The organism is uncultured Psychromonas sp. (assembly GCF_947489755.1).
In the GTDB taxonomy this organism is placed as follows: domain Bacteria; phylum Pseudomonadota; class Gammaproteobacteria; order Enterobacterales; family Psychromonadaceae; genus Psychromonas.
On sequence record NZ_CANLFB010000001.1, the window covers coordinates 171931 to 196727 of the forward strand.

General features: G+C 36.0%; 22 protein-coding genes. 8 read left to right on the forward strand and 14 right to left on the reverse strand.

Features of this window, described 5'->3' with window-relative positions; genetic code table 11:
* Nucleotides 1-30: 30 nt before the first annotated feature.
* Complete coding sequence (locus Q0794_RS00850) at nt 31-2307, forward strand: diguanylate cyclase (RefSeq protein ID WP_298939485.1); 2277 nt, start codon at nt 31-33, stop codon at nt 2305-2307.
* Here Q0794_RS00850 and Q0794_RS00855 read toward each other — a convergent pair.
* From Q0794_RS00855 to Q0794_RS00870, 4 genes are all read right to left on the reverse strand, one after another.
* Nucleotides 2299-3747, reverse strand: a complete 1449-nt coding sequence (locus Q0794_RS00855; RefSeq protein ID WP_298939486.1) for an AMP-binding protein — start codon at nt 3745-3747, stop codon at nt 2299-2301. The genes Q0794_RS00850 and Q0794_RS00855 overlap by 9 nt on opposite strands.
* On the reverse strand, nt 3735-4775 hold the full coding sequence (menC, locus tag Q0794_RS00860) for an o-succinylbenzoate synthase (protein WP_298939487.1): 1041 nt from the start codon (nt 4773-4775) through the stop codon (nt 3735-3737). Before menC ends, Q0794_RS00855 begins: the two co-directional genes overlap by 13 nt.
* Before the next feature lie 62 nt (nt 4776-4837).
* Nucleotides 4838-6238 carry a replicative DNA helicase gene (gene dnaB / locus Q0794_RS00865; RefSeq protein ID WP_025562535.1) on the reverse strand — a complete coding sequence of 467 codons (1401 nt, stop codon included), beginning with the start codon at nt 6236-6238 and terminating at the stop codon, nt 4838-4840.
* A 26-nt stretch (nt 6239-6264) separates the two neighbouring features.
* Nucleotides 6265-6621 carry a diacylglycerol kinase gene (locus Q0794_RS00870; RefSeq protein ID WP_298939489.1) on the reverse strand — a complete coding sequence of 119 codons (357 nt, stop codon included), beginning with the start codon at nt 6619-6621 and terminating at the stop codon, nt 6265-6267.
* A gap of 197 nt (nt 6622-6818) precedes the next feature.
* Between Q0794_RS00870 and plsB the strand changes: the two genes are divergently transcribed.
* The 6 genes from plsB (at nt 6819) to recQ (ending at nt 14131) form a co-directional block, all read left to right on the forward strand.
* Nucleotides 6819-9140, forward strand: coding sequence for a glycerol-3-phosphate 1-O-acyltransferase PlsB (gene plsB / locus Q0794_RS00875; RefSeq protein WP_298939490.1), 2322 nt, complete (start codon nt 6819-6821; stop codon nt 9138-9140).
* A gap of 8 nt (nt 9141-9148) precedes the next feature.
* On the forward strand, nt 9149-9544 hold the full coding sequence (locus Q0794_RS00880; protein ID WP_298939491.1) for a rhodanese-like domain-containing protein: 396 nt from the start codon (nt 9149-9151) through the stop codon (nt 9542-9544).
* The gene (locus Q0794_RS00885; RefSeq protein ID WP_298939576.1) at nt 9537-10172 is read left to right on the forward strand and encodes a YigZ family protein; all 636 of its coding nucleotides are present in this window, start codon (nt 9537-9539) and stop codon (nt 10170-10172) included. Before Q0794_RS00880 ends, Q0794_RS00885 begins: the two co-directional genes overlap by 8 nt.
* Nucleotides 10173-10175: 3 nt before the next feature.
* Nucleotides 10176-11633: a TrkH family potassium uptake protein gene (locus tag Q0794_RS00890; RefSeq protein ID WP_298939492.1), complete on the forward strand. Its 1458-nt coding sequence runs from the start codon at nt 10176-10178 to the stop codon at nt 11631-11633.
* 3 nt (nt 11634-11636) lie between these two features.
* On the forward strand, nt 11637-12218 hold the full coding sequence (hemG, locus tag Q0794_RS00895; RefSeq protein WP_298939493.1) for a menaquinone-dependent protoporphyrinogen IX dehydrogenase: 582 nt from the start codon (nt 11637-11639) through the stop codon (nt 12216-12218).
* 110 nt (nt 12219-12328) lie between these two features.
* On the forward strand, nt 12329-14131 hold the full coding sequence (gene recQ, locus Q0794_RS00900; protein ID WP_298939494.1) for a DNA helicase RecQ: 1803 nt from the start codon (nt 12329-12331) through the stop codon (nt 14129-14131).
* Between the two features lie 90 nt (nt 14132-14221).
* Here recQ and Q0794_RS00905 read toward each other — a convergent pair whose 3' ends face one another.
* From Q0794_RS00905 to Q0794_RS00930, 6 genes are all read right to left on the reverse strand, one after another.
* A complete protein-coding gene (locus tag Q0794_RS00905; RefSeq protein WP_298939495.1) occupies nt 14222-15184 on the reverse strand; it encodes a metal-dependent hydrolase in 963 nt (320 codons plus the stop codon).
* Nucleotides 15185-15306: 122 nt separating this feature from the next.
* Entirely contained in the window at nt 15307-15660 is a 354-nt protein-coding gene (locus tag Q0794_RS00910) for a hypothetical protein (protein ID WP_298939496.1), read from the reverse strand.
* A gap of 554 nt (nt 15661-16214) precedes the next feature.
* Complete coding sequence (locus Q0794_RS00915) at nt 16215-16646, reverse strand: META domain-containing protein (RefSeq protein WP_298939497.1); 432 nt, start codon at nt 16644-16646, stop codon at nt 16215-16217.
* Nucleotides 16647-16751: 105 nt separating this feature from the next.
* Nucleotides 16752-18875 (reverse strand): RelA/SpoT family protein, encoded by a 2124-nt coding sequence (locus Q0794_RS00920; protein ID WP_298939577.1) that lies wholly within the window; start codon nt 18873-18875, stop codon nt 16752-16754.
* Nucleotides 18876-18965: 90 nt separating this feature from the next.
* A complete protein-coding gene (gene nfo / locus Q0794_RS00925) occupies nt 18966-19814 on the reverse strand; it encodes a deoxyribonuclease IV (protein ID WP_298939499.1) in 849 nt (282 codons plus the stop codon).
* A 196-nt stretch (nt 19815-20010) separates the two neighbouring features.
* Nucleotides 20011-20388, reverse strand: a complete 378-nt coding sequence (locus Q0794_RS00930; protein WP_298939501.1) for a hypothetical protein — start codon at nt 20386-20388, stop codon at nt 20011-20013.
* 106 nt (nt 20389-20494) lie between these two features.
* Here Q0794_RS00930 and Q0794_RS00935 point away from each other — a divergent pair, with 106 nt between their 5' ends.
* A complete protein-coding gene (locus Q0794_RS00935) occupies nt 20495-20731 on the forward strand; it encodes a DUF3624 family protein (RefSeq protein ID WP_298939503.1) in 237 nt (78 codons plus the stop codon).
* 133 nt (nt 20732-20864) lie between these two features.
* Here Q0794_RS00935 and Q0794_RS00940 read toward each other — a convergent pair whose 3' ends face one another.
* From Q0794_RS00940 to yihI, 4 genes are all read right to left on the reverse strand, one after another.
* Nucleotides 20865-22007 (reverse strand): anhydro-N-acetylmuramic acid kinase, encoded by a 1143-nt coding sequence (locus tag Q0794_RS00940; RefSeq protein WP_298939504.1) that lies wholly within the window; start codon nt 22005-22007, stop codon nt 20865-20867.
* Nucleotides 21997-23364 (reverse strand): oxygen-independent coproporphyrinogen III oxidase, encoded by a 1368-nt coding sequence (gene hemN, locus Q0794_RS00945; protein WP_298939505.1) that lies wholly within the window; start codon nt 23362-23364, stop codon nt 21997-21999. The genes Q0794_RS00940 and hemN overlap by 11 nt, the downstream gene beginning before the upstream one ends.
* 163 nt (nt 23365-23527) lie before the next feature.
* A complete protein-coding gene (locus Q0794_RS00950; protein WP_298939507.1) occupies nt 23528-24007 on the reverse strand; it encodes a DUF2489 domain-containing protein in 480 nt (159 codons plus the stop codon).
* Between the two features lie 32 nt (nt 24008-24039).
* Nucleotides 24040-24642: a Der GTPase-activating protein YihI gene (gene yihI / locus Q0794_RS00955; protein ID WP_298939509.1), complete on the reverse strand. Its 603-nt coding sequence runs from the start codon at nt 24640-24642 to the stop codon at nt 24040-24042.
* Nucleotides 24643-24797 lie beyond the last annotated feature (155 nt).

Sequence of the window (24797 nt, forward strand, 5' to 3'; positions counted from 1 at the left end):
TCTATATTATTTGGTTTATTTAGGTTTTAAATGTTAAGAGCAAAGCGTTTTTATTCAGTTGATCTTGTGTTTTTTATTGCTATTACCGCGTTAATTTTATCAACCTTTTTTTTGATATCTGATGATGACAATCAACAGCAGCAGCGTAATGTAGCTGAGCGAACGGTATATAACAGTTTTGTGTCTACATTAGCCCAAGTGAAATCAAATGCTATTTTATTATTCGAGCTTCAATATACTAATGAATCAATTTTATCTTTGTTAGATGAAGCGAATAAAGTAAAAAAATCTCCTGAAAGTTTACAACTAATTCAACAACAACTTCACGACCAATTACAATCCCAATTTAGGATAAGTAGCAAAGACTTTCCCTCGCAGAAAATATATTTAATCAATGGTGACGTTTTATTAAATAATGGTCAATATGCCTATGATGGCAAACAAGTTGATCAGACTCGAAAGACTGAGCTTACTGCTGGGTTGGATAAAGTACTTAAAGGTCAGTCTGCTTCATTTGGCTTATCATTAAAAAATGGCCGTTATTTATATCGTTATTTCTTTCCTGTTTTTAATGCTTCCAATGAATTTATTGCCATTGTAGAAATCGCAATACCATTAGCGAATGTGCAATATGCATTAAGTAATATTAGCAATGTAAAGTCTCAATATTTGTTAGCGAAACGACCTTTATTGGCATCAGCACACAAGAATAAGTTTTATCAAGAAACAGAGTTTTCAAGCAGTTTCTTTGTTAATAAAAATATTAATTTAATTGAAGCGAATTTAAGCGATACCGATTTAGGAGAGTTGAAAAAAAACTTTAGTCCAACAGAAGAATCTAGATTAATGCAACTTAAACGATTCTCAATTAATGCTCAAGTCGAAGGGCAAGACGGTATTGCTGTTTTCATGCCTATCCATGATGTTGAAGGATATAATGTTGGTGGGATATTAACTTTTATTCCTGCGATCAAATGGTATGTTTCAAGTGCTGAATTTAAGACGATTACCATCATGCTATTACTGATGTTAGGTTTAGTTCTGTTATATGCCATTATGAAATCTACTGCTATATATAAAATGAAATTATCCTATCAGCAGTGTTTAGATGTTTTACCTTTCCCTATTTTCTTAAAAGATAATCACGACCAATATTTTGGCGCTAATAAAGCCTTTTATGATTTTTTAAATATTAGTAAAAAGCAATTACTCGACCGAGACCAATATCATGAATACGAGCCTGATGATCTTAAAACCTCTATTGCAGAGATAAATGACGCGGGTGGATGTATTGAAATAGAATCTGATAACTTGAAAAAAGGTGATGATTCAATTTATAAGGTTTCCTATTATGAAGTCGCACAACCAGGTGCCTTAAAACATGGTGTCGTTGGTTATATTGAAGATGTCAGTAATTACAAATTATTAAATGATTCATTAAAATCATCATTATTTGATCAGTCTGAGTTTATGGATATGTTGCCTTTAGGCGTGCGAATTTTTAACTTAGAAGGGCGTACAACCTATATTAATAAAAAGTATAAAAGTCTTAACGGGTTTAATGTTAACGATTTATTAAGTGCTGACTGTGAAGCAATATTTAATTGTTTAGAATGCCATAATAATGTTTGTTCGTTACATAAAAATAGAATTTTAAAGCTAAATCAACGAATTGAGACAATAAAGTATAATTCATCTGGCGAAGCGCTTACCTATGAAGTGACCTATCAACCTTATTATTCCATTGATAAAAAGGTACAAGGCATTGTCGAATTAATATGTGATATCACTGTTAATAAATCGTTGTTAGATAAAAACCATACCTTAATGCTAACGGATGAGTTAACGGGGGTATCGAATTACCGTGGGCTTATTAGCGCAGGAGATAATTACTTCCGTTTAGCACAGCGAGCTAAAAAAGCTTATTTTGCTCTTTATGTGAATGTAGTGGGTATGGAGAAAATCAATGAGACACAAGGTAAAAAAGAAGGAGAACAGTTATTAATTTTATTTGCTAATATTTTAAAAAACACATTCAGAGAAACGGATATTATTGCACGTACCGGTGACGATGAATTTATTGTGTTAATGAATGACAGCGAATATGAAGTTATTGATAATACTAAGTTTATTCGTCTAGATACCAATGTTAAAAAGTTTAATTCAACCATGAATAAAGCATATCGTTTAGTGATTGATACCGGTATTGTGGAATATAATGCAGGTAGCCATAGTAGTTTATCTGCGTTGATTAAAAATGCAGAGCAGCTTGTTTATGAGCACCGTTTAAAGCGTTCATTAAATTAATTTCTGTTGCTTTAATTGTGCCATGAAAGCTGCTTTTGGCACTTTTAAGTTTTGTTGGTTAGTTATTTCAGGCCAAGCTAAATAAACATCTGGTTGCTTAAAGCGTGTTAACTGCGTTGTTAAATATTCCTTAAGCATTTGGACTTGTTGCTCAAAATGAGTTCTTTTATTTTCAACAAACTCAATAAAAATGGCAATACGTTGCCCATATTGCTGATCTTTTATCGGGTAAACATATACTTTTTCAACGCTTCTATATTGCAGACAAATGCGTTCAATCTCTTCTGGCTGAATATTCTCACCGCCACTGATGAACTGTCGATCTTTTCGTCCTAAAACGTGTAAATAATTATTGTCGAGTTTCCCTGTGTCACCAATTCTGATCCATTCTTTGGGATCTATAACGATTATATGATTATTTTGGAAATACCCATATAAACGTGTTTTTCCTCTAAGATATATTTCATTATTTCGTATTTTAACTTCTCGGTAAGGCAATATTTGCAAGTTACTACTATTGTTTGAAGTCGCTACTTGAGAGGCCATTTCAGTACATCCATAGCTTAAATGATAATAAAAACCTCGATTTGCTAATGATGTCAAAAGTGAATCAGAGAAAGTGCTACCACCTAATAGAATATGTTTTATCGCGCACTCTTTGGCCTTAAACAAAGGATCGTTTAACAAACGAATAAGCTGCGTTGATACCAATGATAAGTGCGTTATTTTTCGTTTTTGTAACATCAACACATTCAAGTTTGATGATGTTAGATGAATGCATGCACCTGCAATCATAGTGCGAATTACTGTTGCGTAGCCCCCTATGTGAAAGAGAGGCAGCGACAATAAATTGTGATCATATTGGTTTAAAGGGATCAGTGTTTGGGAGCCTAAAGCACTAAAAAAATGATTCTCATAATGATGAATAATGGCTTTAGGGAAACCGCTACTACCTGAAGTGAAAATAATATTACAAGGTTGTTCTGAGTTAATCGTTATATCGGTTAGCTCATTGTCTTCAATTGTTTCTTTCTCTAATAAAGAAAAATCTATATTTACTGTTTTAAAATGTAAATGTATTGAATCATCAGCCACCCAACAATAATCACTGTTTAATATCGCGAGTCGTTGTGCTATTTCAGCATCAGTAAACCGAGGGTTTAAAGGGCAAAATAACCAACCAAGACGAATACATAATAATTGTAATAACAACAATTCAAGACTATTACTGGCGATACAAACTAATCTTATCGAAGCGGAGTTTATCGCTAATTTCTCTTCTTTTTTATTAATGTGGACGATTAGCCGTGCTTGTAAATTAACTAATAGATTATCTAACTGATGGTAGGTTATTTGTCTTTGTTCAATATCGATGGCAATGGCTTGGCTATTGTGAATGGCTTGCCAACGGACAGGGCAATGGTTTATTAAGATTTCCATAAGCAGGTCACTTGCATTGATGGATTAAGGTGAGGAAGCATGAGCAAGTTTTCGAGTTTAGTGATTATGTCACTCGGTTTATCTGCAAAAACATGTAATGTATCTAACCCTAAACTCACTTTTACATTATATTGCTGTTGCCATTTTATTGCTAAATGTTGAAGCTGATTTATCGCCACTGGAGATTCAAAACTAGCACTAACACTGATGTTTAATTGTTGTTGCTGAGCATGTTTTAATAGTTGGTCAACGCGCTTTGGGCAACCAATTAATGTCGGCTTAATAATCAATGCTTTAATACAATGATGTATGGGGACTGAGTCAATACCTAATAAACTTTCATCTAGTGCTAGCGAGACCTTAAATTGTTCTGAAATATTGATATTGCTAATCAGTGAAACGGTAGGCTCTTCGATATAATCTATATGTTGAGTGTCTATTAACGATAAAAACAGGGAGTATTGTTGTTCAGTCCATTGCTGATTGGCATCTAACCTAAAACGTATTTTAGGGTTACGTTGAATCAGATTTTTTAATAGTGTCACTTCTTCTTTAACTGTAAATCGGGCGACTTTAAGTTTTATTATTGCTGGATATGTTAATTGTTGATAACGAAGCAGTATGTCTGAATGATCACCTTGTAATAAGGGGACACTGGTTAAACTAACTAAATCTCTGTTGTCCGCTCTATGCCATGAAATTTGTTGTTGTAAGCAAGATAAAGCAAAGTCGATGCTGGGTATTTGTGGAGAATGATCGATACTCCTTTTTTGTAAATTTGAGGACGTTTGAAGTTCAGTTAATAGGTGTTGTTGGCATTGCTCTAGTGTTTCATTACTAAAACCAGGAAGAGGACAAATTTCACCAATAAGGTGTTTTTCATTAGCTTGACCAGCGACTAACCATAGACCTTCACGAGAAGTTAATTGGTGACCTTTAAAGTGTAAGGGGTATTTAAAAGGTAATGAAAAACGATACAAGCTTAATTGTATATTTGCAGTGTGAAATATTTTATTAAGCTTGTTCATTATAGGCTACGTGCCCCTATTCTTTGATGTTAACTCTAACCATAGTACCTTGTTTATAAAGGTTACTCATCACCATGATAGGCTGTACCCGTGTAATCATCAAAACGAGAATAACGTCCTTGGAAGGTTAAACGCACTTTACCAATTGGGCCGTTACGTTGCTTACCAATGATTATTTCTGCAATCCCTTTATGTTCACTGTCTTCATGATAAACCTCATCTCGGTAAATAAACATAATCAAATCGGCATCTTGCTCAATCGCGCCTGATTCACGTAAGTCAGAGTTAATTGGGCGTTTATCTGCACGTTGCTCAAGACCACGGTTCAACTGTGATAGAGCAATAACAGGGCAACGTAATTCTTTTGCTAATGCTTTTAAAGAACGAGAAATCTCAGAAATCTCTAGCGTACGGTTTTCACTTAACGAAGGAACACGCATTAACTGTAAGTAATCGACCATGATCATACTGATACCACCATGATCACGAGCAATACGACGAGCACGTGAACGTAATTCTGTCGGGGTTAAACCTGAACTATCATCGATAAACATTTTTCCGCGATCTAATAGAATCGACATGGTTGACGATAATGAAGCCCAATCATTTTCATCTAATTGGCCCGTACGAATTTTACCTTGGTCAATACGTCCTAAAGAAGCCAGCATACGATTCATGATCTGGTCTGAAGGCATCTCTAATGAGAAAATAATAGTTGGTTTATCAGCGTTCAAAGCCGCATGCTCTGCTAAGTTCATCGCAAAGGTTGTTTTACCCATCGACGGACGTGCCGCGACAATAATTAAATCGCCTGGTTGGAAACCTGTAGTCATTTGGTCTAAATCATTATAACCCGATGATAGACCTGTAATACCATCGCGTGGGTTTTTACATAAGTCATCAATCTTAGCGACAGTCTCTTTAAGAATGTCTTTAATAGGTTGAGGACCTTCATTTTGATTGTTTCTAGCTTCAGCAATTTGGAATACTTTAGTTTCTGCAAAGTCTAATAGCTCGGCACTGTCACGTCCTTCAGTATCATATCCGGCTTCTGCTATATCATTGGCGACACCAATTAGCTCTCTAACAATGGCACGTTCGCGTACGATATCAGCATAGTTATTGATATTTGCTGCACTCGGAGTGTTTTGCAATAGCTCCGCTAAATAAGCGATACCACCGACACCTTCTAATTCTTGAGTATCTTCTAGTTTTTCAGATAAAGTTACGATATCGACAGGGATATCATTACTGCTGAGTTTTTCAATGGTAGAAAAAATAAGACGATGTGCTCGAGTGTAAAAGTCACGGTCAACAACACGTTCAGATACATCAGACCAAGTATCGTTATCTAATAATAATCCACCAATCACCGCTTGCTCTGCTTCAAAAGAGTGAGGCACAGTTTTAATGGGAGAATTCATGTTATTTTTTTGTTTGGTAAAAGCAGGTTTATCCGCCATATTAAAATCCTAACGAGTCAAATGGGTTAAAAGAACAGGATTTCTATCCAAATATATGCAGTTAATGCTAAAGCAATTAATACTGCGGCTGATCCCATGTCTTTGGCACGGCCAGCTAATTCATGGAATTCAGTTCCAACTCTATCAACTACGGCTTCAATGGCTGAGTTAATTATTTCAAATATGATTACAAGTACCACAGGTGAAATTAATAGAATACGTTCTATTTGAGAGACTTCTAAAATAAATGCGGTAGGAATTAAAATAACAGCTAACAAAATTTCTTGGCGAAAAGCGGCTTCATGTTTAAAGGCGCTTTTAATGCCATTTATTGAATAACCGAAGGCTAAAAATATTCGTTTTAATCCGGTGTTTTTTTGCATTTACCGATAATCTCATGTGCGTAGGTTGAAGCCTGATACTTTAACAAATAGACATCGTTTGGTCATCATTTAGCTGTCTATTGGTGGTAATGATTTGTTAGTTATCGCAGAACTACTTGCAACGCCTATACGCGCTAGTGTGGTATGTTAAACTCGTATCATAAAGTAACAATATAATAATAGAAAAAGGAAAGTATGTGTTAGCTAAAGGTTCTTTTTGGTCGCGGCTGATCAGCCGATTTTGGGTAAAAAGTGCAGTTGTGCCACAAAACCCATTAGTAGAATTAAAGTTAGACCTGTCACGTCCTATTGTTTACGTGTTAGATCAAAATAGCGTCTATGATTTACTCTCATTACAAAAAGTATGCCGAGAACTCGCTTTGCCTGATCCTTACCTTCCTTTACAAATCCATGGTACAACACTGTCTGCGGTTATTTATTTGCATGATCGATACCTTTTTAGCAAAAAGCCATTACAGCAAGAAAAATCTACTTATTTACAACAATATCAACAGCTATCCGATCTACATCTAAAGTATGCGGATCTTGATGTGCAGTTGGTTCCCGTTACTTTTTTTTGGGGGCGTAACCCTGGCGTAGAAAACCCACGACAAGCATTTTCTGGCAATAGTAATGTTAGCTTTTTGCAAAAAACTTGGTCGATACTCACTGCTGGCAATGATCACCTAATCCGTTTCAACACAGCTATTTCGGTCAAAATGTTGTTAGGCAAAAATAACGATTCAACACAACAAGCTTATAAATTAGCACGTGTCGCACTCCATTATTTTTCGACTCAACATCGTTCTAGTCGTGGCCCTCAAATTCCTAATCGTAAAAAAATGATTAAACAAGTTGTTGCTAGTGAGAAAATGCAACAAATCATTAAACAACAAAGTCTTGAAAGTGGTGAGTCTGAAGCGGTTATTGGTAAAAAGAGCCATGCTTATTTAGAAGAAATTAGCAGTAACTTTTCATATCGATTTTTACGTGTCTTCCGGTTTATTTTAAGTAAAGTCTGGAATGGTATTTACCAAGGCGTAGAAGTTAACCATGCTCAAGCTGTACGAGAAGCGACACAAAGCGGGGCTGAAATTATTTATATGCCTTGTCATCGTAGTCATATGGATTATTTATTACTTTCTTACTTATTATATGGTGAAGGTTTAGTCCCTCCGCATGTTGCAGCCGGAGTAAACCTTAACTTTTTCCCCGCTGGTGGCATTTTCAGACGTTCCGGAGCGTTCTTTCTACGTCGTAGTTTTAAAGATAACCCACTTTATGGAAAGGTGTTCAAAGCGTATTTTGCCATGTTGTTTAAACAAGGTTATCCCATTGAGTTTTTTACGGAGGGAGGGCGTAGCCGAACAGGGCGTTTATTGCCTGCTAAAACTGGCTTGCTTGCAATGAGCGTACAAACCTTTTTAGATCAACCTGAAAGAAATGTAATGATAGTGCCAGTGTATATAGGTTATGACCATATCATGGAAGTAAGCACTTACATGAAAGAGCTGTCTGGACAGAAAAAAGAAAAAGAAAGCGCTTGGCAAGTGCTAGGTATTTTCAAAAAACTACAAAATTTTGGACGGGCTTTTGTTAACTTTGGTGAGCCTATTAATCTTAAGCAATACTTTGATCAGCAACAGCCTAATTGGCGTGAATACGCTTTATCTGAACAAGCGTTTCAGCTGCAAGTTAATCACCTTGCTAATAATGTGATGCAAGGAATTAACCAAGTAACGGCGGTTAATGCACTGCCTTTGTGTGCAGCTATTTTGTTAGCAAGTGCTAATTATCAACTAGGCAAACAACGAATGCTGACGTTGTTACAGTTACACTTGCAGTTATTAGGTAAGATATCTGACAATACGGGAATGACTTACCCTAAACAGTCGCCTGAATTAATTTATCAGCAAGCATTAGAGATGAATAAATTTTCTGAATCTAATCATGTCGTGAGTTGTGACCACCAACAAAGTACGCATTTAACTTATTACCGTAATACAGTAGTGCATGTATTTGCGTTACCGTCATTACTCAGTTATGCCTTAATAAAGTTAGATAGCGAAACTAACGAAGATACTGAAATAAATATTGTTCAAGTGATTGATTTAATATCTAAGTTATTAGGGTTTGTTGAAGCTGAATATTTTTTAAAAGAGTCATCAGAAATACTTGAAAAGAGAGTGCTGGATTTATTAGTTGAATTTAAAGCTGCGAATTTAATTACTTTTGACGGTAATATACTGGCTTTGAGTAATACTTCATTCTTACAAGTCCTAAGCTCTCATTTAAGCGAGACGCGCTTGCGTTATCATTGTGTATTAAGTTCATTGTCTGAAGACTTGGCACATACTGATGAAACGTTAATTCTCGCAACAAAAAATAAGTTAGCAGGAAAAAGCATTGAGCCTTTTGATGAAAAAGTCATTAAGGTGTTTATTAAACAACTCAATAGACATAATCTAACGCTTCTACAAGTTGAAGAATTGCTGACTTGTTTATCTGTTAAAGAGTAGGAATAAATATGTTACTAGATGGAAAAGGGCTGGTTGAATCATTTCGTTCTCAAGTTAATGAAGTCGAATGTGCAACCGTTAACCAGCATTTACAAAACAATCAGTCTTTATTGTTCATTGATATCAGAGAACCAGAAGAAACTGCACTTGGTTACGCAAAGGGGAGTTATTTAGTCCCACGTGGTGTATTAGAAATGCAGTTGAGTAACTTACCTATTTATAAAGCATTAGTGAATGAGGTTCCTTCTACGGAACAACTGCCTATTTATTTACTGTGTCGTTCAGGGGCTCGCAGTATTTTAGCAGCAGCTTCTTTAAAACAAATGGGATACCAAAACGTTCATTCAGTTGCTGGTGGTTTTCTGGCTTGGCAATCACAAGGTTTTTTAATTGAAAGTGAATAAACCCTATTTTATCTTAAGCAAACCTGTTTTTTTTGAAGAAGAGATTAAAAAAAGTCGATTTTTAACTTTTATCAGTCCGGCTAAAGAAAAAATAGCTGCAATGACGTTCCTTGCAGAAATAAAAATGTTACATAAAGATGCAGGTCACCATTGTTGGGCCTATATCGGAGGTAGCCCCGATGATAGTGTTAATATGGGGTGTAGTGATGATGGAGAACCGAAAGGTACTGCTGGAAAACCAATGTTGGCCGTATTACAAGGGACTCATGTTGGGGAGTTGGTCGCGGTAGTCGTTAGATACTCAGGTGGCATTAAATTAGGCACTGGGGGGTTAGTGCGTGCGTATAGCAATGGTTTACAACAATTGTGTCCTACCATGCCTACATCTGAAAAACGTTTTTTTGAACGATTTGAGTTACAATGTTCATATTCTCAAATGGCAACCTTAGAACATCTACTTGAATCAAATTCAGGACGAATTATTAACGCTAATTATGAGCAATCAGTTGTCGTGTTAATAGAAGTAGATAGTGAGCAGGTCGATATTTTTAAGCAAAAATTACAATCATTGATGCAGGGACAAGTCATTGCAAAGAAAATTAATACGTCAGTCGTTGAGCTGGACTAACTAGTGGCTATTCGCTCTATTATCAGGATCGTAGCGATGCTGATTGGGTTATTTAGTTTAACTATGTTGCCTCCTGTATTTATCGCGTACATCTATCAAGATGGTGGTGGTAATGACTTTTTGGCCGCTTTTTTTGTAACTTTAATCATTGGTTTTTTCTTTTGGATTCCAAATCGACGCCATAAAAGTGAATTAAAAGCCCGAGAAGGTTTTTTAATTGTCGTGCTCTTTTGGGCTACCCTCGGCAGTGTCGGTGCCATCCCTTTTTTAATGAGCTCTAGTGTTGATATGAATTTGGCAACGGCTTTTTTTGAGTCCTTTTCAGGTTTAACCACTACTGGTGCAACGACCATTGCTGAACTCAATGACTTGCCTAAATCTATTCTTTTTTATCGACAAATGCTGCAATGGTTTGGTGGCATGGGGATCATTGTATTAGCCGTTGCAGTCTTACCGATGTTAGGGATTGGTGGAATGCAGCTATATCGAGCAGAAACGCCTGGTCCTGTTAAAGATTCTAAAATGACGCCCCGAATAGCAGAAACAGCAAAAGCGTTATGGTATGTTTATTTATGCTTAACCGTCGCTTGTATGTTAGCTTTTTGGCTTGCTGGGATGAGCTTATTCGATGCGCTTGGGCATAGTTTTTCAACCGTATCAATTGGTGGTTTCTCAACTTACGATGCGAGTATGGGGCACTTTGATAGTGAAGTCATTAATATCATCACTGTGGTCTTTTTAATCATTTCTGGTATTAATTATGCGTTACATTTTACTGCCTTCTCAGCTAAGAAATTCAGTTTGGAAGTGTATCGAAAAGATCCAGAAGTACGTGCCTTTATTTTTATTCAAGTCTTATTAACGAGTATCTGTTTTCTGGTTTTGATAGACCATGATGTTTATAACTCCATCGAAACTACTTTTTCACATGCGCTATTTCAAGCCGTTTCTATTGCGACAACAGCTGGTTTTACCACGACTTCATTTTCAGATTGGCCTTTGTTTTTACCTGTTTTACTTATCTTTGCTAGTTTTATTGGAGGATGTGCTGGTTCAACCGGTGGTGGTTTAAAAGTGATTCGAGTCTTATTGCTTAACTTACAAGGGCAACGCGAGTTAAAACGTTTGGTTCACCCTAAAGCGGTTTATAAAATAAAATTAGGCAATAAAGCCTTACCTGACCGAGTAGTTGAAGCGGTGTGGGGATTCTTTTCTACCTACGCTTTAGTGTTTATTGTGTGTATGTTAGCTTTATTGATGACAGGAATGGATGAGCTGAGTGCTTTCTCCTCGGTCGTTGCAATGTTAAATAACCTGGGACCTGGGCTCGGTGCAGTTGCATTACACTTTAACGATGTCAGTGACGCCTCCAAATGGGTGATGATCATTGCCATGTTATTTGGACGATTAGAAGTCTTTACCTTATTGGTGTTATTTACACCTGTATTTTGGAAAAATTAAATTATGTCTATTGAAACTACATCTAACGACGCTATGACTGGTGAAGCAGCGCCTAGCGAAACCATTTCTATCAACACTTTAGTTTTGTATTCTTCTGTTGATGGACAAACTTTAAAAATTATCAATCATATTAAACAGTCTATTCTGGGTGATGTGACGGTATTAAATATTGATGATAATCCACACATTGATTTCTCTTTGTATCAAAAAGTATTAATGGGCGCTTCTATTCGTTACGGTAATTTTCGACCGAATATCATCAAATTTGTCAATAAACATAAGCAACAGTTAGACGCTGTATCGAATGCTTTTTTTGTGGTTTGTTTGACGGCTCGTAAGCCTGAAAAAGCAATTCCTGAAAATAATGCTTATATGAAAAAGTTTGATCAATTATCAGAATGGCAACCACAGTTGAAAGGCGTATTCGCAGGTGCTTTATTGTATTCTCGCTATAATTGGTGGCAAACACTGTTAATTCAATTGATTATGAAGATGACTGGCGGTAGTACTGATAAAACACAAGATTTAGAATTAACCGATTGGCAGAAAGTGGATATATTTAGCAAGGAATTTAGTGCATTATAGTCCTTTGTAAATCAGAAAATTTAGGCTGAAATATTTATGCCGCTGATTTACAATGCATACCCTTTTATCCGCTTAGACTATCAATAGGTTGCTATATTTTGAACCAGAGTATGACGAGTACTGCGCATAACGTTTTATTTGATGTGTTTGGTTACAAGCAATTTCGTGATGGTCAAGAAACGGTCATTAACGACCTTATTGCAGGACGTGATGCATTAGTTGTGATGCCAACGGGTGGTGGTAAAAGCCTGTGTTTTCAAATTCCAGCTTTAGTAAGAGAAGGGATTTGTATTGTTGTTTCCCCTTTAATTTCTTTAATGAAAGATCAGGTCGACACGCTAAGAGCCTGTGGAGTAGCAGCTGCTTACCTTAACTCTAGTTTGTCTTATCAAGAACAAAATGACATCATTAATTCCCTACATCGCGGACAATTAAAATTATTATATGTAGCGCCTGAGCGTTTATTACGCCCTGATTTTATCGGTCGTTTACAGCACCTCCCAATCAATTTATTTGCCATAGATGAAGCTCATTGTATTTCATCATGGGGGCATGATTTTAGGCCTGAATATGCGCTGCTAGGTAATCTAAAAGAATACTTTCCAAATATTCCGTTAGTCGCATTGACTGCAACGGCAGATCACGCAACACAACAAGATATTTTGCAGCGTTTAAAGCTTCAGGAGCCGTTAATAGAAATTCGTAGCTTTGACCGTCCTAATATCGAATATTTATTGATTGAAAAATATCGTCCATTAACACAGCTCTTTAATTATCTAGATCAACATAAAGACGAAAGTGGCATCATCTATTGTACCAGCCGTAAACGCACAGAAGAGATAGCTGGAAAGCTTGCTGCTAAAGGCCTTAATTCACGCTGTTATCATGCTGGTTTGCCCTTAGAGGAGCGTCAAAACGTACAAGACTTATTTATTAAAGATGAAGTCGAAATTGTAGTCGCGACCGTTGCCTTTGGAATGGGGATTGATAAACCTAATGTACGTTTTGTTGTGCATTATGAAATACCTAAAAACATAGAATCTTATTATCAAGAGACAGGCCGAGCAGGACGCGATGGCTTACCTGCACAGGCAATGTTATTTTATGATCCAGCAGATCCTGCACGTATTAGAAGCTTATTAGAGAAGAACCCAAATCAAGAACAACTTCGTATTGAGTTACATAAACTGAATACCATGGTTGCCTTTGCAGAAGCACAAACTTGCCGTCGTCGCGTAGTACTGAATTACTTCGGTGAATACAGTCCTAAAGCCTGTGGTAACTGTGATATCTGCTTAGATCCACCACAAAGTTATGATGCGACAATAGACGCACAAAAAATTCTTTCTTGTGTTTATCGTACAGGACAATACTTTGGGATCACGCATGTCGTTGAAGTCTTACGTGGTGCACAAACGGCTCGAGTGAAAAGCCTTGGTCATGACCAATTATCGACTTTTGGGATCGGTAACGATAAATCAACAGAACATTGGTTCAGTATCGCTAGACAATTAATTCACTGTGGATTGTTAATGCAAAACTTAACGCGTGGTTCTGCATTGCAGTTAACAGAAGCCGCACGTACCGTCTTAAAATCTGAAAATAGCTTAATGTTAGCGGTGCCAAGACTACAACTAGTGAAAACGACTGCGAAACAAAAACGTCGTAGTGTGTCTGCCAATGCGGATAGTAAGTTATTTGCAAAGTTACGCCATTTGCGCAAACAAATAGCAGACCAAGAAAACTTACCGCCTTATGTTATTTTTAGTGACGTTTCATTATCGGAGATGAGTGAGTTAATGCCTACCAATGACTCTCAATTTCTTTCTATCACCGGTGTCGGCCATATTAAGTTAGATAAGTATGGTGAAGAATTCCTTTCTGAAATAAAACAATACGTAGATACCTTATAGTTGATACCTTATAAAAGGTATCTTCATTTAGCGTTAATTTAATATCATTTTAAAACTAATACTCCTCATAAGCTTATTTCTATGCTTTATTTAAAAATGCATTAATTCTGTTAACTTATGTAGGTTAATAACAGGCTCAGGCAGTTTTATTGATTTAGTTTCTTGCCAATTATTTTTCCCTTCGGCTAAGCTGAATGAGAAAGGGTAATAATCTGTCACCCCAATACGTAGGTCAGTAACAATCAACTGGTCATCTAACTCTGTAAATTGTAATAAGCCTCCACTAAACCATTCTAAACGTTGTAACTCTGCAGAATCAAAATTATGGATCAGTGATCTTCCTGTATCGTATGTTTGCCATGATAAAGGTTGATCGTTTAATGCTGTTGTAAAGCTTACGTAATAATGATCATTATGGTAGCTGAGTACTTGCCAAATTAAAGTATTAAAGGGGGTTGGTGCAATAAATAGCTGACCATTCTTTGCAATAGGATCTTGCTTTAATGTTTGTTGAATACTCCAAAATTGCACCTGTCCAATCGCTAAATATACGCAGCTAAAGGCTAACATTACTCGGTTTATTTTTTGCCACTTTACCGCTCTCTCTCGACACCATAGGCCTATTACTGCAAACAATAATGGCAATGTATAAAGAGGATCGATAATGAATATACTGGACCAAGAAGTGGGTTGAATCTCTAATGGCCAAAATAATTGTGTGCCGTAGGTGGTGAAAGCATCTAAAAGAGGGTGAGTGATCAACGGTAAAAAAATAACTAAAAATAGTGATTTTTTGTGTGCAGATAACGAAGGTTTCAAATATAAAACTAGCCAATATAAAAAGGAACTAAAGAGGCTTAACACAAATAATGAATGGCTAAAACCGCGGTGTAAAGTAAAGTCTTCAACCGCGGTTTCATAAGAAAGTAATACATCTAAGTCTGGTAGAGTGCCTAGTAATGCACCTGTAATTAATACTTTACGTCCAAAAGGTTTGATACCAACAGCACCCGAAACACTTGCACCTAAAACTATTTGAGTTAAGGAGTCCATACTTGCTCTTGTTTATTTATTGTAAAACCTAGTGTAATGCAATGAGTATTAATCACCAATCACATTGAAGTAAAATGACTGGTATTACTTTGTATTTATTATTTAGCTCTTTTAATAGATGTTTATTTAAACTCGTCTAAACGTTTGAGTATTGCTTCAAATACACTTGGGGATATTTTTTTTTCAATTTGGCTTAGTTTATTACGTTTAAATACTTCACTCAAAAACGCACATAAATAAGTCAACGGGGCATTAGCAAATAGTTTAGGGTTTGCTAAATAATCATTGCCGCTATGATTCATCCATGCTGCATTATCTTCTTGGTCCATGACGTGATGACAAATAATAGTGTTTTGTAGTTTTTCTAATAATTGATGATAGCTGAAATTGTCGTGCTCAAAGTCGCCTTGATAAGATGCGATTAAGTTGATAGTTGTTTGTTTAGGTAAGTTATTCAGTTGATGTATATTACTCATTTTCGAATCCTCTATAGGTTTGAATTTAAATAATGTCCAGTGTTCATTCACTCTAACTAAGTAAATGACTAAATGATCACTCATAGCATTTTGATTATTTTATGAGCAATATTTAGTCTCTTAAATTAACACATAATAATGACGTTATTGTTACCCAACTCTATAGTTTTGATTATTTTTTAATTAATACTATCTAGTTAGTTATTAGGAAGGCAGATTTAACACAGAAATGTGCAAATATAATAGTTTTCTTATCTGGCGTTTATTTGACATGAGGTTAATGGTTACTTTAAAGAAAGAGAGTGGGAATTACTGTCAGAGAAATAGAATTATGTTTGAAGTAAGAACTTCAGTGGTTAATCGTTGAGACTAGCCTCAAGTTTCTAGATTTAAATGTCTAAAGAACCTCAGTTCTGGATAAGCAAAGCGATACAACACCACTTCATTAATCACAATTGAGGTTAAATAGAAGTATGTTAATACATATATAAAAAACAACTCAACCGAGTACTGTATGAGATAAACGACTCGGTTGATATTAGGTTTTTATCAAATTAATTTAATGAGTCGGCAAGTTGATAAGTTAATGAATGTTTTTTATTACTCACAATTAATGTTTCATTATCAATCATTACATTAGCCCAATTGCTTAACACTTCGCTTACATCCATCTCAACACTGTTTTTTAGCTCGTCACACATTTTACGTGTATTGGCCATTTTTTCTATACGTAATTGATTATCTACAAACTTCGCTTCACCAAAAAAGTTATTACAACTTAAATTACCTGAGGTTTTATTATCCGTATCAATTTTTAATGTGCTTTTAATAACCGTTGCTAATTGGATATTATCAACGTGAGTTAGCTTCCAATTATGTTGCAGCTGAGACAGGTTTACTTTTTGAGGGATAATTTGAGTTTCAGCGGTGCAAGCACCTAGTATTATGGTGCTTAACAGTAACATCATAATTTTAACGGTTTTCATAGTAATCTAATCCATTGTGTATATATTTAATATATTAACAATACCTAATAAACTTGTTTTTTAACAATACTTTAGAGTATATGGTACAAGTTTAATTAGAATATATTATTTTTTAGTGCTTCGTTTTACGCTTTTAACACCCGTTAGTTTCTTAATTTGACGCATAATACGAGACAAGTGTATTCGATTTATCACTGTTAATGTCACATTAATCGAGTAAATCTGGTTTGTCACCGCAGTGGTTTGTAAATCAAGTACATTGGCGTTGCTTTTTGCAATTACATTAAACATTTTTGCTAGTCCGGCTTTATGATTAACCATTTGAACAACCAAGTCACTTGAGTATTCATATTGGTTCATAAAGTTCATATCCCATTCGACAGCAATATATTTATCAAGTTCATTCTCAAAACCAATTACATTGTGACAACTTTTAATATGCACCACTAACCCTTTACCTGTACTGGTATGCGCAACAATTTGATCGCCAGGTAGTGGTTTACAACAGTTTGCATAAGAAAGCATAATATCTTCAGCTCCCTTGATAGCACTCTGTCTTATTTGTTGTTTTTGATGCGATTCAGTTAACTCACCAGCGTTACCACGCAAACGCCTTGCAATGATAATGCTGAGTAACTTACCGCTACCAATTTCATGTAATAGGCCATTGAAGCCATCTAAATGATGATCGGCTATTACCTTATCAATATTTTCTTGTGGGATATCGGTTAGGTTAGTCGCGTTTAAAGCTTGTTTTAGTAAACGTCTGCCCATCGGTATGGTTGCAGTTTGTGGTAATTGTTTAAGATAATTACGTATACTATTTCTTGCTCTATGTGTTGCTGCAAAATTTAACCATTCAGGACTTGGGTTGGGTTCTTTTGCAGTAATAATTTCAATGGTTTGACCGCTTTCTAATTTTTGGCTTAATAATGAATATTCTTTATCTACTTTCGCGCCAATACAACGATGGCCTATGTTGGTGTGCAATGCATAAGCAAAATCGACTGGTGTCGCAAAGGCTGGTAATACAATAATCTTACCCTGCGGTGTTAATACATGAATGTCATTTTTACCTAACTCTTGTTTAATATTTTCTAATAAAACAATTGAGTTAGTATTATTGTCTTCTTGTTCAGTTAATCCTTGGAACCAATTACGAGTTTGTAGCTGGGCAGAAATATTAGAGCTTTGTTTGTTCTCTTTATAGCTCCAGTGAGCAGCAATACCATGTTTAGCGACCGCATCCATATCTTCAGTACGGATCTGAATTTCAATATTAACACCTTGATGCGTGATTAATGTGGTATGTAATGATTGGTAACTATTTGTTTTTGGTAATGCAATATAGTCTTCGAAATACTCAAGTTTAGGTTGATATAAGTGATGTACTTGGCCTAATACGCGATAACAAGTATCTAAATCTTTTACAATAATACGGAACGCATAAACATCCATTACATCATGAAATTGGCAGCCTTTTTTACGCATTTTTTTGTATAAACTGTACAGGTGTTTTTCGCGACCAATGACTTTCGCATCAATCGACATAGAGGTTAATTGCTCTGATATTTCATCACAAATACTTTCTATAAAGTCTTTTCTGTTACCGCGTGCTTTGGTGATAGCTTCTTTAAGTACATGATAACGAGCTGAGTTTTGTGCTTTAAAAGCGAGTTCTTCAAGTTCGTTTTTTAGGTAATGTAAGCCAAGACGATTAGCAATTGGGGTAAATATTTCAAACGTTTCTTGTGCAATGCGTTGGCGTTTGTCTAAACGTAATGAATCAAGCGTGCGCATATTGTGCATACGGTCGGCAAGTTTGATCAGCATAACGCGGAAGTCTTTAGACATCGCGATAAGCATTTTTCGAATATTCTCAGCTTGTGCTTGCTCGCGATTTTCAAAATTGAATTTATCGAGTTTGGTGACACCTTCAACGAGCTGTGCAACATTATCATTAAATGCGTCAGCTAGTTCTTGATGGGTGGTATCGGTATCTTCTAAAACATCATGCATTAACGCCGCTGAGATAGCTTCATAATCTAATTTCATGCCGGCAAGAATTTCAGCAACGGCTACTGGGTGAGTAATATAAGGTTCACCACTTGCTCTTTTCACACCATCATGTGCCGCATATGCATAATGATATGCGCGTTCAACAAAAGCACATTGCTCTTCTGTCATATAGGTTTGAATAGATGCTTTTAGTGTTTGAAACATGAATATTACTTTCCTTATTTTATCGGTACTTTTATAGCATAATCGCTGTGTAGCGAGTTTCAAAGTATTTACTACTATAAAAGCAATAAATTGCTTTTAATCGGCATTTGCCCACTGTTTTAGCTGTTTTATTTCTGTTGGCCATAACGTTTCATCAGTTGTTTCTAATATTAATGGGATACTATCAAAACGTGGATCTTTCATTATAAATTCAAAGCAATCCCAACCAATTTCACCAGCGCCCAAAGGTGCATGTCGATCAACCCGGCTAGCAAAAGGCACTTTGCTGTCATTAATATGCATAGCACGTAAATATTCAAACCCAACAATATCTGCGTAGGCTTTAAAGGTCGTTTCTGTTGCTTCTGCACCACGTAAATCGTAACCTGAAACAAAGGTGTGACAGGTATCGATGCATACACCAACACGTTGCTTATCATCCACTTGCTCTATAATTGTAGCAAGGTGCTCAAAACGATAGCCTAAGTTTGTACCTTGCCCGGCTGTATTTTCAATAATTGCTGAGACCGATGTTGTTTGTTGTAGTGCTAAATTAATAGATTCAGCAATACGCTTTAAACAATCTTGCTCTGTTATCTTTTTTAAGTGGCTACCTGGGTGAAAATTTAATAGAGATAACCCTAATTGTTCACAACGTTGCATTTCATCTAAAAAAGCAATGCGTGATTTGTCTAATGCTTCAGCTTCTGGATGACCTAAGTTAATAAGGTAAGAGTCATGCGGCAAAATATTTTTCGGGTCAATTTTGTAACGAATACATCCCGCTTTGAATTTACGAATCGCATTGTCATCGAGCGCTTTGGCTTCCCATCGGCGTTGATTTTTAGTAAATAATGCAAAGGCATTTGCCCCAATGTCACAGGCATTTTTCGGTGCATTAAAAACACCACCTGCTGCACTTACATGGGCACCAATATACTTCATTATTCATCATCTCAAATTCAAGGGGATAATCAGTATATCTAAAGCTCACCTTAGGTCAAACCGTTTAGTGAGGATAATTAAGTATTTAATCAATGGGGGGCTGGTTAGTTATTTTAACGAGATAAAATAGAGATATTATTTATATTTTAGATGTTCTTGTGCAGGAAGATGATGGAAATGAAAGAAAGTTGATAGCTTACTGTTTTTCTGTTGGTATGCTTTCTTTCAACTGTTCTTTGGTTTTAATCTCAATCTTTTGTTCGCTTCGAGTGGGTAACGCTGCAGAGTTAGAGATTGCTTGTTGTTCTTCTTTGGTAACTATTTTTGACGTAGGTGCTTTTGGTGCAGCTACTTTAGGTGTTATTGTTTTTTTCGAAATACTATTAAAGTTTTCAATAGGCTCTATTATTGTATTTTTTAATAGGCCATCAGTTCCATTATTATGTGGAACCTGAGTGGTTGGTTTTTCTACTGTTAGCTTTGATTCTATTACTTTGTTACCTTCAGTTTGGTTTGAATCGGCATTGCTTGAAAGCGTTATCAGAAGTAATAACATACTTATAAAATACGTCATATTGTTAGCTCTCTAAGGGGTAATAAAGAAACCATAATCAAAAATGAGTATGAATACAAGAAAATTGCCTTTTAGGCTATTTGTTAATGTGAGTAGGGAGGGGAAGATGTCTTGTGAGTTTTGCATGGGGACTTTTATTAAGCAGAAATTAGGACGTTGTAAACAATGTATGGGCATTAATTTATGTTTATTACTCGTTGGATTAGCCATTTATTTAGGTTTTAATATAAGTACTTGGCTAGCAGTGCAGCAAGTGACGTTAATACTATTTATTTGGGTTACTGGTATTTTGATGGTGATGCATTTAATGGCCTGGTGTTTCTATTATGTTAAAAAGGCTTAAAGTCTTTTAGCTTAATGCCTCAAGCCTTTTTAAAATTTATCAATTTAAAATGCTGTTTCAATCACTTTGGCGTGCATTACAGTACTCAATCTAAGATCTAAAATAAGACAATGTATTAAAATAAGATAATGTATTAAGGTAAGTAAACACAGCCTAAAATCGCATCTTTATCGGCTCCTGTTACTGCTTTCAACGGAACTGTTTTTTCTAATATTCTTTGTTCTGCCAACCAAGCAAAGGCAACTGCTTCAACATACATTGGGTTAATCGCTAATGCTTCGGTCGTTTGTACTGTGTGATTTGGCATTAAGTCACTCAAACGCACCATTAGTAATGGGTTGAGTGCGCCGCCGCCGCATACGTAAACATCACAAGCATTACTTTGCTGCTTTATTTGGTCGCAAATAGTGATCGCAGTAAACTCTAACAAGGTGCGTTGGACATCTTCTGGCTTCAGGCTGTTAACCATTAACGCTTGCGTTAACCACGTTAAATTAAATTTTTCTCTTCCAGTACTTTTAGGGGCATTCAAAGCAAAATAAGGATCATCCAATAAACGTGTTAATAACGTTGGGTTTACTGTGCCTGTTGTTGCAAACCAAGCTCCTTTATCAAAAGGTTGTTGATGGTGTAAGTTAATCCAAGCATCCATTAGCATGTTACCTGGGCCTGTATCATAACCAAAAGCCTGCTCTAACCCATTTAAAACACTAATATTGGCAATGCCACCAATATTTAATATCACACGTTGAGTTTTGTGCTGTGCAAATAAGGCTTGGTGGAAGGCAGGCACTAAAGGCGCACCTTGACCGCCATAAGCCATGTCCATTCTTCTAAAATCTGCAACGCAAGCGATCTGTGTTTTTGCTGCAATTAAGTTGGCATCACCAATTTGTTGTGTGAATGGATATTGCGTCTCAGGTGAGTGATAAATAGTTTGTCCGTGACTACCGATTGCAGTCACTTCATTGGCACTGATGTTTTCAGTTTTTAATAGTTCATTGACTGCTTGAGCACACGCTAAGGCAAATTGATGGTCTACTTCACCCAAGGTTTGCAAAGTTACTTGTTTTTCATTGCAGATAGTTAATAACTGTTGGCGGAGGAGTGGTGCTAAGTCGATTGCTGTCCCTGCTTTTTGTATGAATCCAGTCGAATTACGCTGACACAAGGCGACATCAATGGCATCCAAGCTCGTTCCTGACATTAATCCGATATAATATGCATGAGTATTCGCTAACTCATCACTTAGCTGTGCGAAAGGCTTAGATGACACGAGAAAACTGCTGTTGGCGAGCTTGATTTCGTAAATAAACATCGAAACACATGCAAATATTACGAATCAATAATTTCCCAGTTAATAATACTTGCACTTTATTACTATCAATTGCCACTAATTGGTCCTCAATAAAAGGGGTTAATAAGTTAATGTCTTCAGCAAAGTATTGGTCAAAATTTAAGTCGAATTGCTGTTCAATATCTTTTTTATTTAATGTGAAATTACAGATTAATTGTTTAATTACTTCTCGGCGAATTAAATCATCTTTATTTAACGCGACTCCTCGCCATTGTGCATGACCTATATTTTCAATTTGTTGGTAATAATCGCTAAGTTTTTTCTGGTTTTGAGAGTAGCAATGACCGATTTGACTGATCGCTGAAACACCTAGCCCTAATAAATCTGCATCTTGTTGAGTCGTGTAGCCTTGGAAGTTACGATGTAAAATACCTTGTTGTTGCGCTAATGCCAATTCATCATTTGGTTTTGCAAAATGATCCATACCGATGAACTGATAACCTGATTCCGTTAAAAATTCGATGGTGTGTTGTAGCATCGCTAATTTTTCAGCCGGTTTCGCCATATCGTCTTCATTAATTTTGCGCTGTGCTGCGAATAAGCTCGGCATATGAGCATAATTAAAAATAGATAAACGCGCAGGATCGAGTGCTAAAACTTTCTTTAGTGTAAACGCAAAACTTTCTTTCGTTTGTAGTGGTAAACCATAAATCATATCTAGATTAGTAGATTGAAAGCCTTGTTCTTTTGCGCGTGTTAAAAGTTGTTTAATAAAGTCTTCATCTTGTTCGCGATTAACCGCTTTTTGCACGTCTTTATTAAAATCTTGTACGCCTAAGCTCAAACGATTAAAACCTTCCTTTGCTAGATGGTCAATAGTGCTTAGCTCTATTTCACGCGGATCAACTTCAATACTTAATTCTGCTTGCTCAGAAAAATTAAAGTGAGTACGTAAGAGGGTCATTAAACGTGTTATTTGTGGCGGTAATAAGAAAGTCGGTGTTCCGCCTCCCCAATGTAATTGGCTAACGGTACGATCTTTGAAATAAATTGCTTGTTGTACGATCTCTTTTTCTAAAAAATCTAGATATTTATCAGCTTTTTCTTGGTGACGAGTAATGACTTTATTACACCCACAAAAATAACAAAGTTTATGACAAAATGGGATATGAATATAGAGCGATAAAGGACGGTCTGGGTAGGTGTGTGTCGCTTTGATCAAGTCACTATGTTGAAAGTCTTCTGTAAACTCAAGCGCAGTTGGGTATGAAGTATAACGGGGGCCACTGTAATTATATTTTTCAATTAAGGCCTGATCCCAAACAAGCTTTTGCATGCGAAACTCTCTTTATTTTATTGATATGAAGTGCCATGTTAGCACTTCGATTATTACGTTTTATTGCGCTAAATCAGCGATTGTAAGATTAGCATGTATGCTACACGCAGATACTATCCCTAATAATAATTCGTAATAATATAACCAATATAATAAGGCGAGATTAGATTGAAAACTCTGCCAGTAGAGCGCTTTCTTTGATAATATTCTCTTCCATTTCTGCTTCGAATACTTCACGTTTTATATCTAATATTTTTATTTCTTTAACAGGTCGAGCTTTGCGTTCTTCGTGCGTCGGCATATCTTTTACTTTTTCAAACATAGCCGTTAAAGCAGGATAAGTCCCTGCTATATCGATAGCTTCTTTAAGTTGTAATGTCTCTAGTAACACGGTCAAACGAATCGCCGCTTCCGATACATTACATTGCTTTTGCATGGTCGCTTTGGCAATAAAACGAATACTTTCTACGATATTATTGTTTCTATCTTGAATTTTCTGTTGTTTTATTTGCTCTTGAGCTTTCTCAATTTGTAATGCTTGTGCTTTTTGCATTTTAATTTTATTGATGAGCATGCCAGCGTAAAACGCCAGAGCAAGTATGATAACAACTGCCGAAATTGCTAATATCGTATCCATATTCATATTTATAACCTATCTATAAACTATTAATAACTTTATCTAAATTCGTCTAATGCTGAACTTGCATCTTCAAACTGTTGCAATAAATCTTCTTCGCCTTCTTCATCAATCCAACCTAATTGCTTCATTAGTTCTTGATGACGTTTCATTTGTTTATCTACCCAAATTTGGTCGTCTTTTGATAATGATTGTTCCGCTTCAACTTGTTCTAATAAATCATTCAAGCGTTCATCATTTTCAATATTTGCCAGTTCTTTTTCTGGTGATACTTTTGCCGTTACTTTTGGCTGAGCAACACTTGTTTGATTTAAACCAGGTTGAGCTAAAGGACTTTTAATGACTTTCGCTTTTGGCTGCATATTTATTTTAGGTTTAACCGCTTCTTGAGGCTTGTCATTTGCAGTTAGTGCAATGGGTTTTTTACTACCATGACGTTTATCATTTTGAGCTTGGCGTTGGTTTTTTTGTGCGCTTTGTTTTGACTCAATCGCATTACGGTTACCCGCTTTGTTACCTTTTAATTTATCTTTGCGTTTTTTATCACGCGCTTCTTGCGCTTGTGATGACGTTTCTTTTCTGTTGCCGTCAAATTTAGGTTCTGAGTTTCCAGCAGTACGGCTTTTTTTAGTACGAGACATTATTTTAGTTACCTTTTGTATCGTTATTAAGTCACTACTATTGATAGTATTTATGGACATTAATAAGGGCGGTGTATGCACACCATAATTTGGGATGTTAATGTTGCGCAGAATAACAGGTTTATATGCCCGTTAGCAATCAAGCTGATTTATTC

Excerpts from the sequence above, each read along its gene's own strand:
- Q0794_RS00850 (WP_298939485.1), top strand. The coding sequence starts at position 31 with ATGTTAAGAGCAAAGCGTTTTTATTCAGTTGATCTTGTGTTTTTTATT.
- Q0794_RS00855 (WP_298939486.1), bottom strand. The coding sequence starts at position 3,747 with ATGGAAATCTTAATAAACCATTGCCCTGTCCGTTGGCAAGCCATTCAC.
- menC (WP_298939487.1), bottom strand. The coding sequence starts at position 4,775 with ATGAACAAGCTTAATAAAATATTTCACACTGCAAATATACAATTAAGC.
- dnaB (WP_025562535.1), bottom strand. The coding sequence starts at position 6,238 with ATGGCGGATAAACCTGCTTTTACCAAACAAAAAAATAACATGAATTCT.
- Q0794_RS00870 (WP_298939489.1), bottom strand. The coding sequence starts at position 6,621 with ATGCAAAAAAACACCGGATTAAAACGAATATTTTTAGCCTTCGGTTAT.
- Q0794_RS00880 (WP_298939491.1), top strand. The coding sequence starts at position 9,149 with ATGTTACTAGATGGAAAAGGGCTGGTTGAATCATTTCGTTCTCAAGTT.
- hemG (WP_298939493.1), top strand. The coding sequence starts at position 11,637 with ATGTCTATTGAAACTACATCTAACGACGCTATGACTGGTGAAGCAGCG.
- recQ (WP_298939494.1), top strand. The coding sequence starts at position 12,329 with ATGACGAGTACTGCGCATAACGTTTTATTTGATGTGTTTGGTTACAAG.
- Q0794_RS00905 (WP_298939495.1), bottom strand. The coding sequence starts at position 15,184 with ATGGACTCCTTAACTCAAATAGTTTTAGGTGCAAGTGTTTCGGGTGCT.
- Q0794_RS00910 (WP_298939496.1), bottom strand. The coding sequence starts at position 15,660 with ATGAGTAATATACATCAACTGAATAACTTACCTAAACAAACAACTATC.
- Q0794_RS00915 (WP_298939497.1), bottom strand. The coding sequence starts at position 16,646 with ATGAAAACCGTTAAAATTATGATGTTACTGTTAAGCACCATAATACTA.
- nfo (WP_298939499.1), bottom strand. The coding sequence starts at position 19,814 with ATGAAGTATATTGGTGCCCATGTAAGTGCAGCAGGTGGTGTTTTTAAT.
- Q0794_RS00930 (WP_298939501.1), bottom strand. The coding sequence starts at position 20,388 with ATGACGTATTTTATAAGTATGTTATTACTTCTGATAACGCTTTCAAGC.
- Q0794_RS00935 (WP_298939503.1), top strand. The coding sequence starts at position 20,495 with ATGTCTTGTGAGTTTTGCATGGGGACTTTTATTAAGCAGAAATTAGGA.
- hemN (WP_298939505.1), bottom strand. The coding sequence starts at position 23,364 with ATGCAAAAGCTTGTTTGGGATCAGGCCTTAATTGAAAAATATAATTAC.
- Q0794_RS00950 (WP_298939507.1), bottom strand. The coding sequence starts at position 24,007 with ATGAATATGGATACGATATTAGCAATTTCGGCAGTTGTTATCATACTT.
- yihI (WP_298939509.1), bottom strand. The coding sequence starts at position 24,642 with ATGTCTCGTACTAAAAAAAGCCGTACTGCTGGAAACTCAGAACCTAAA.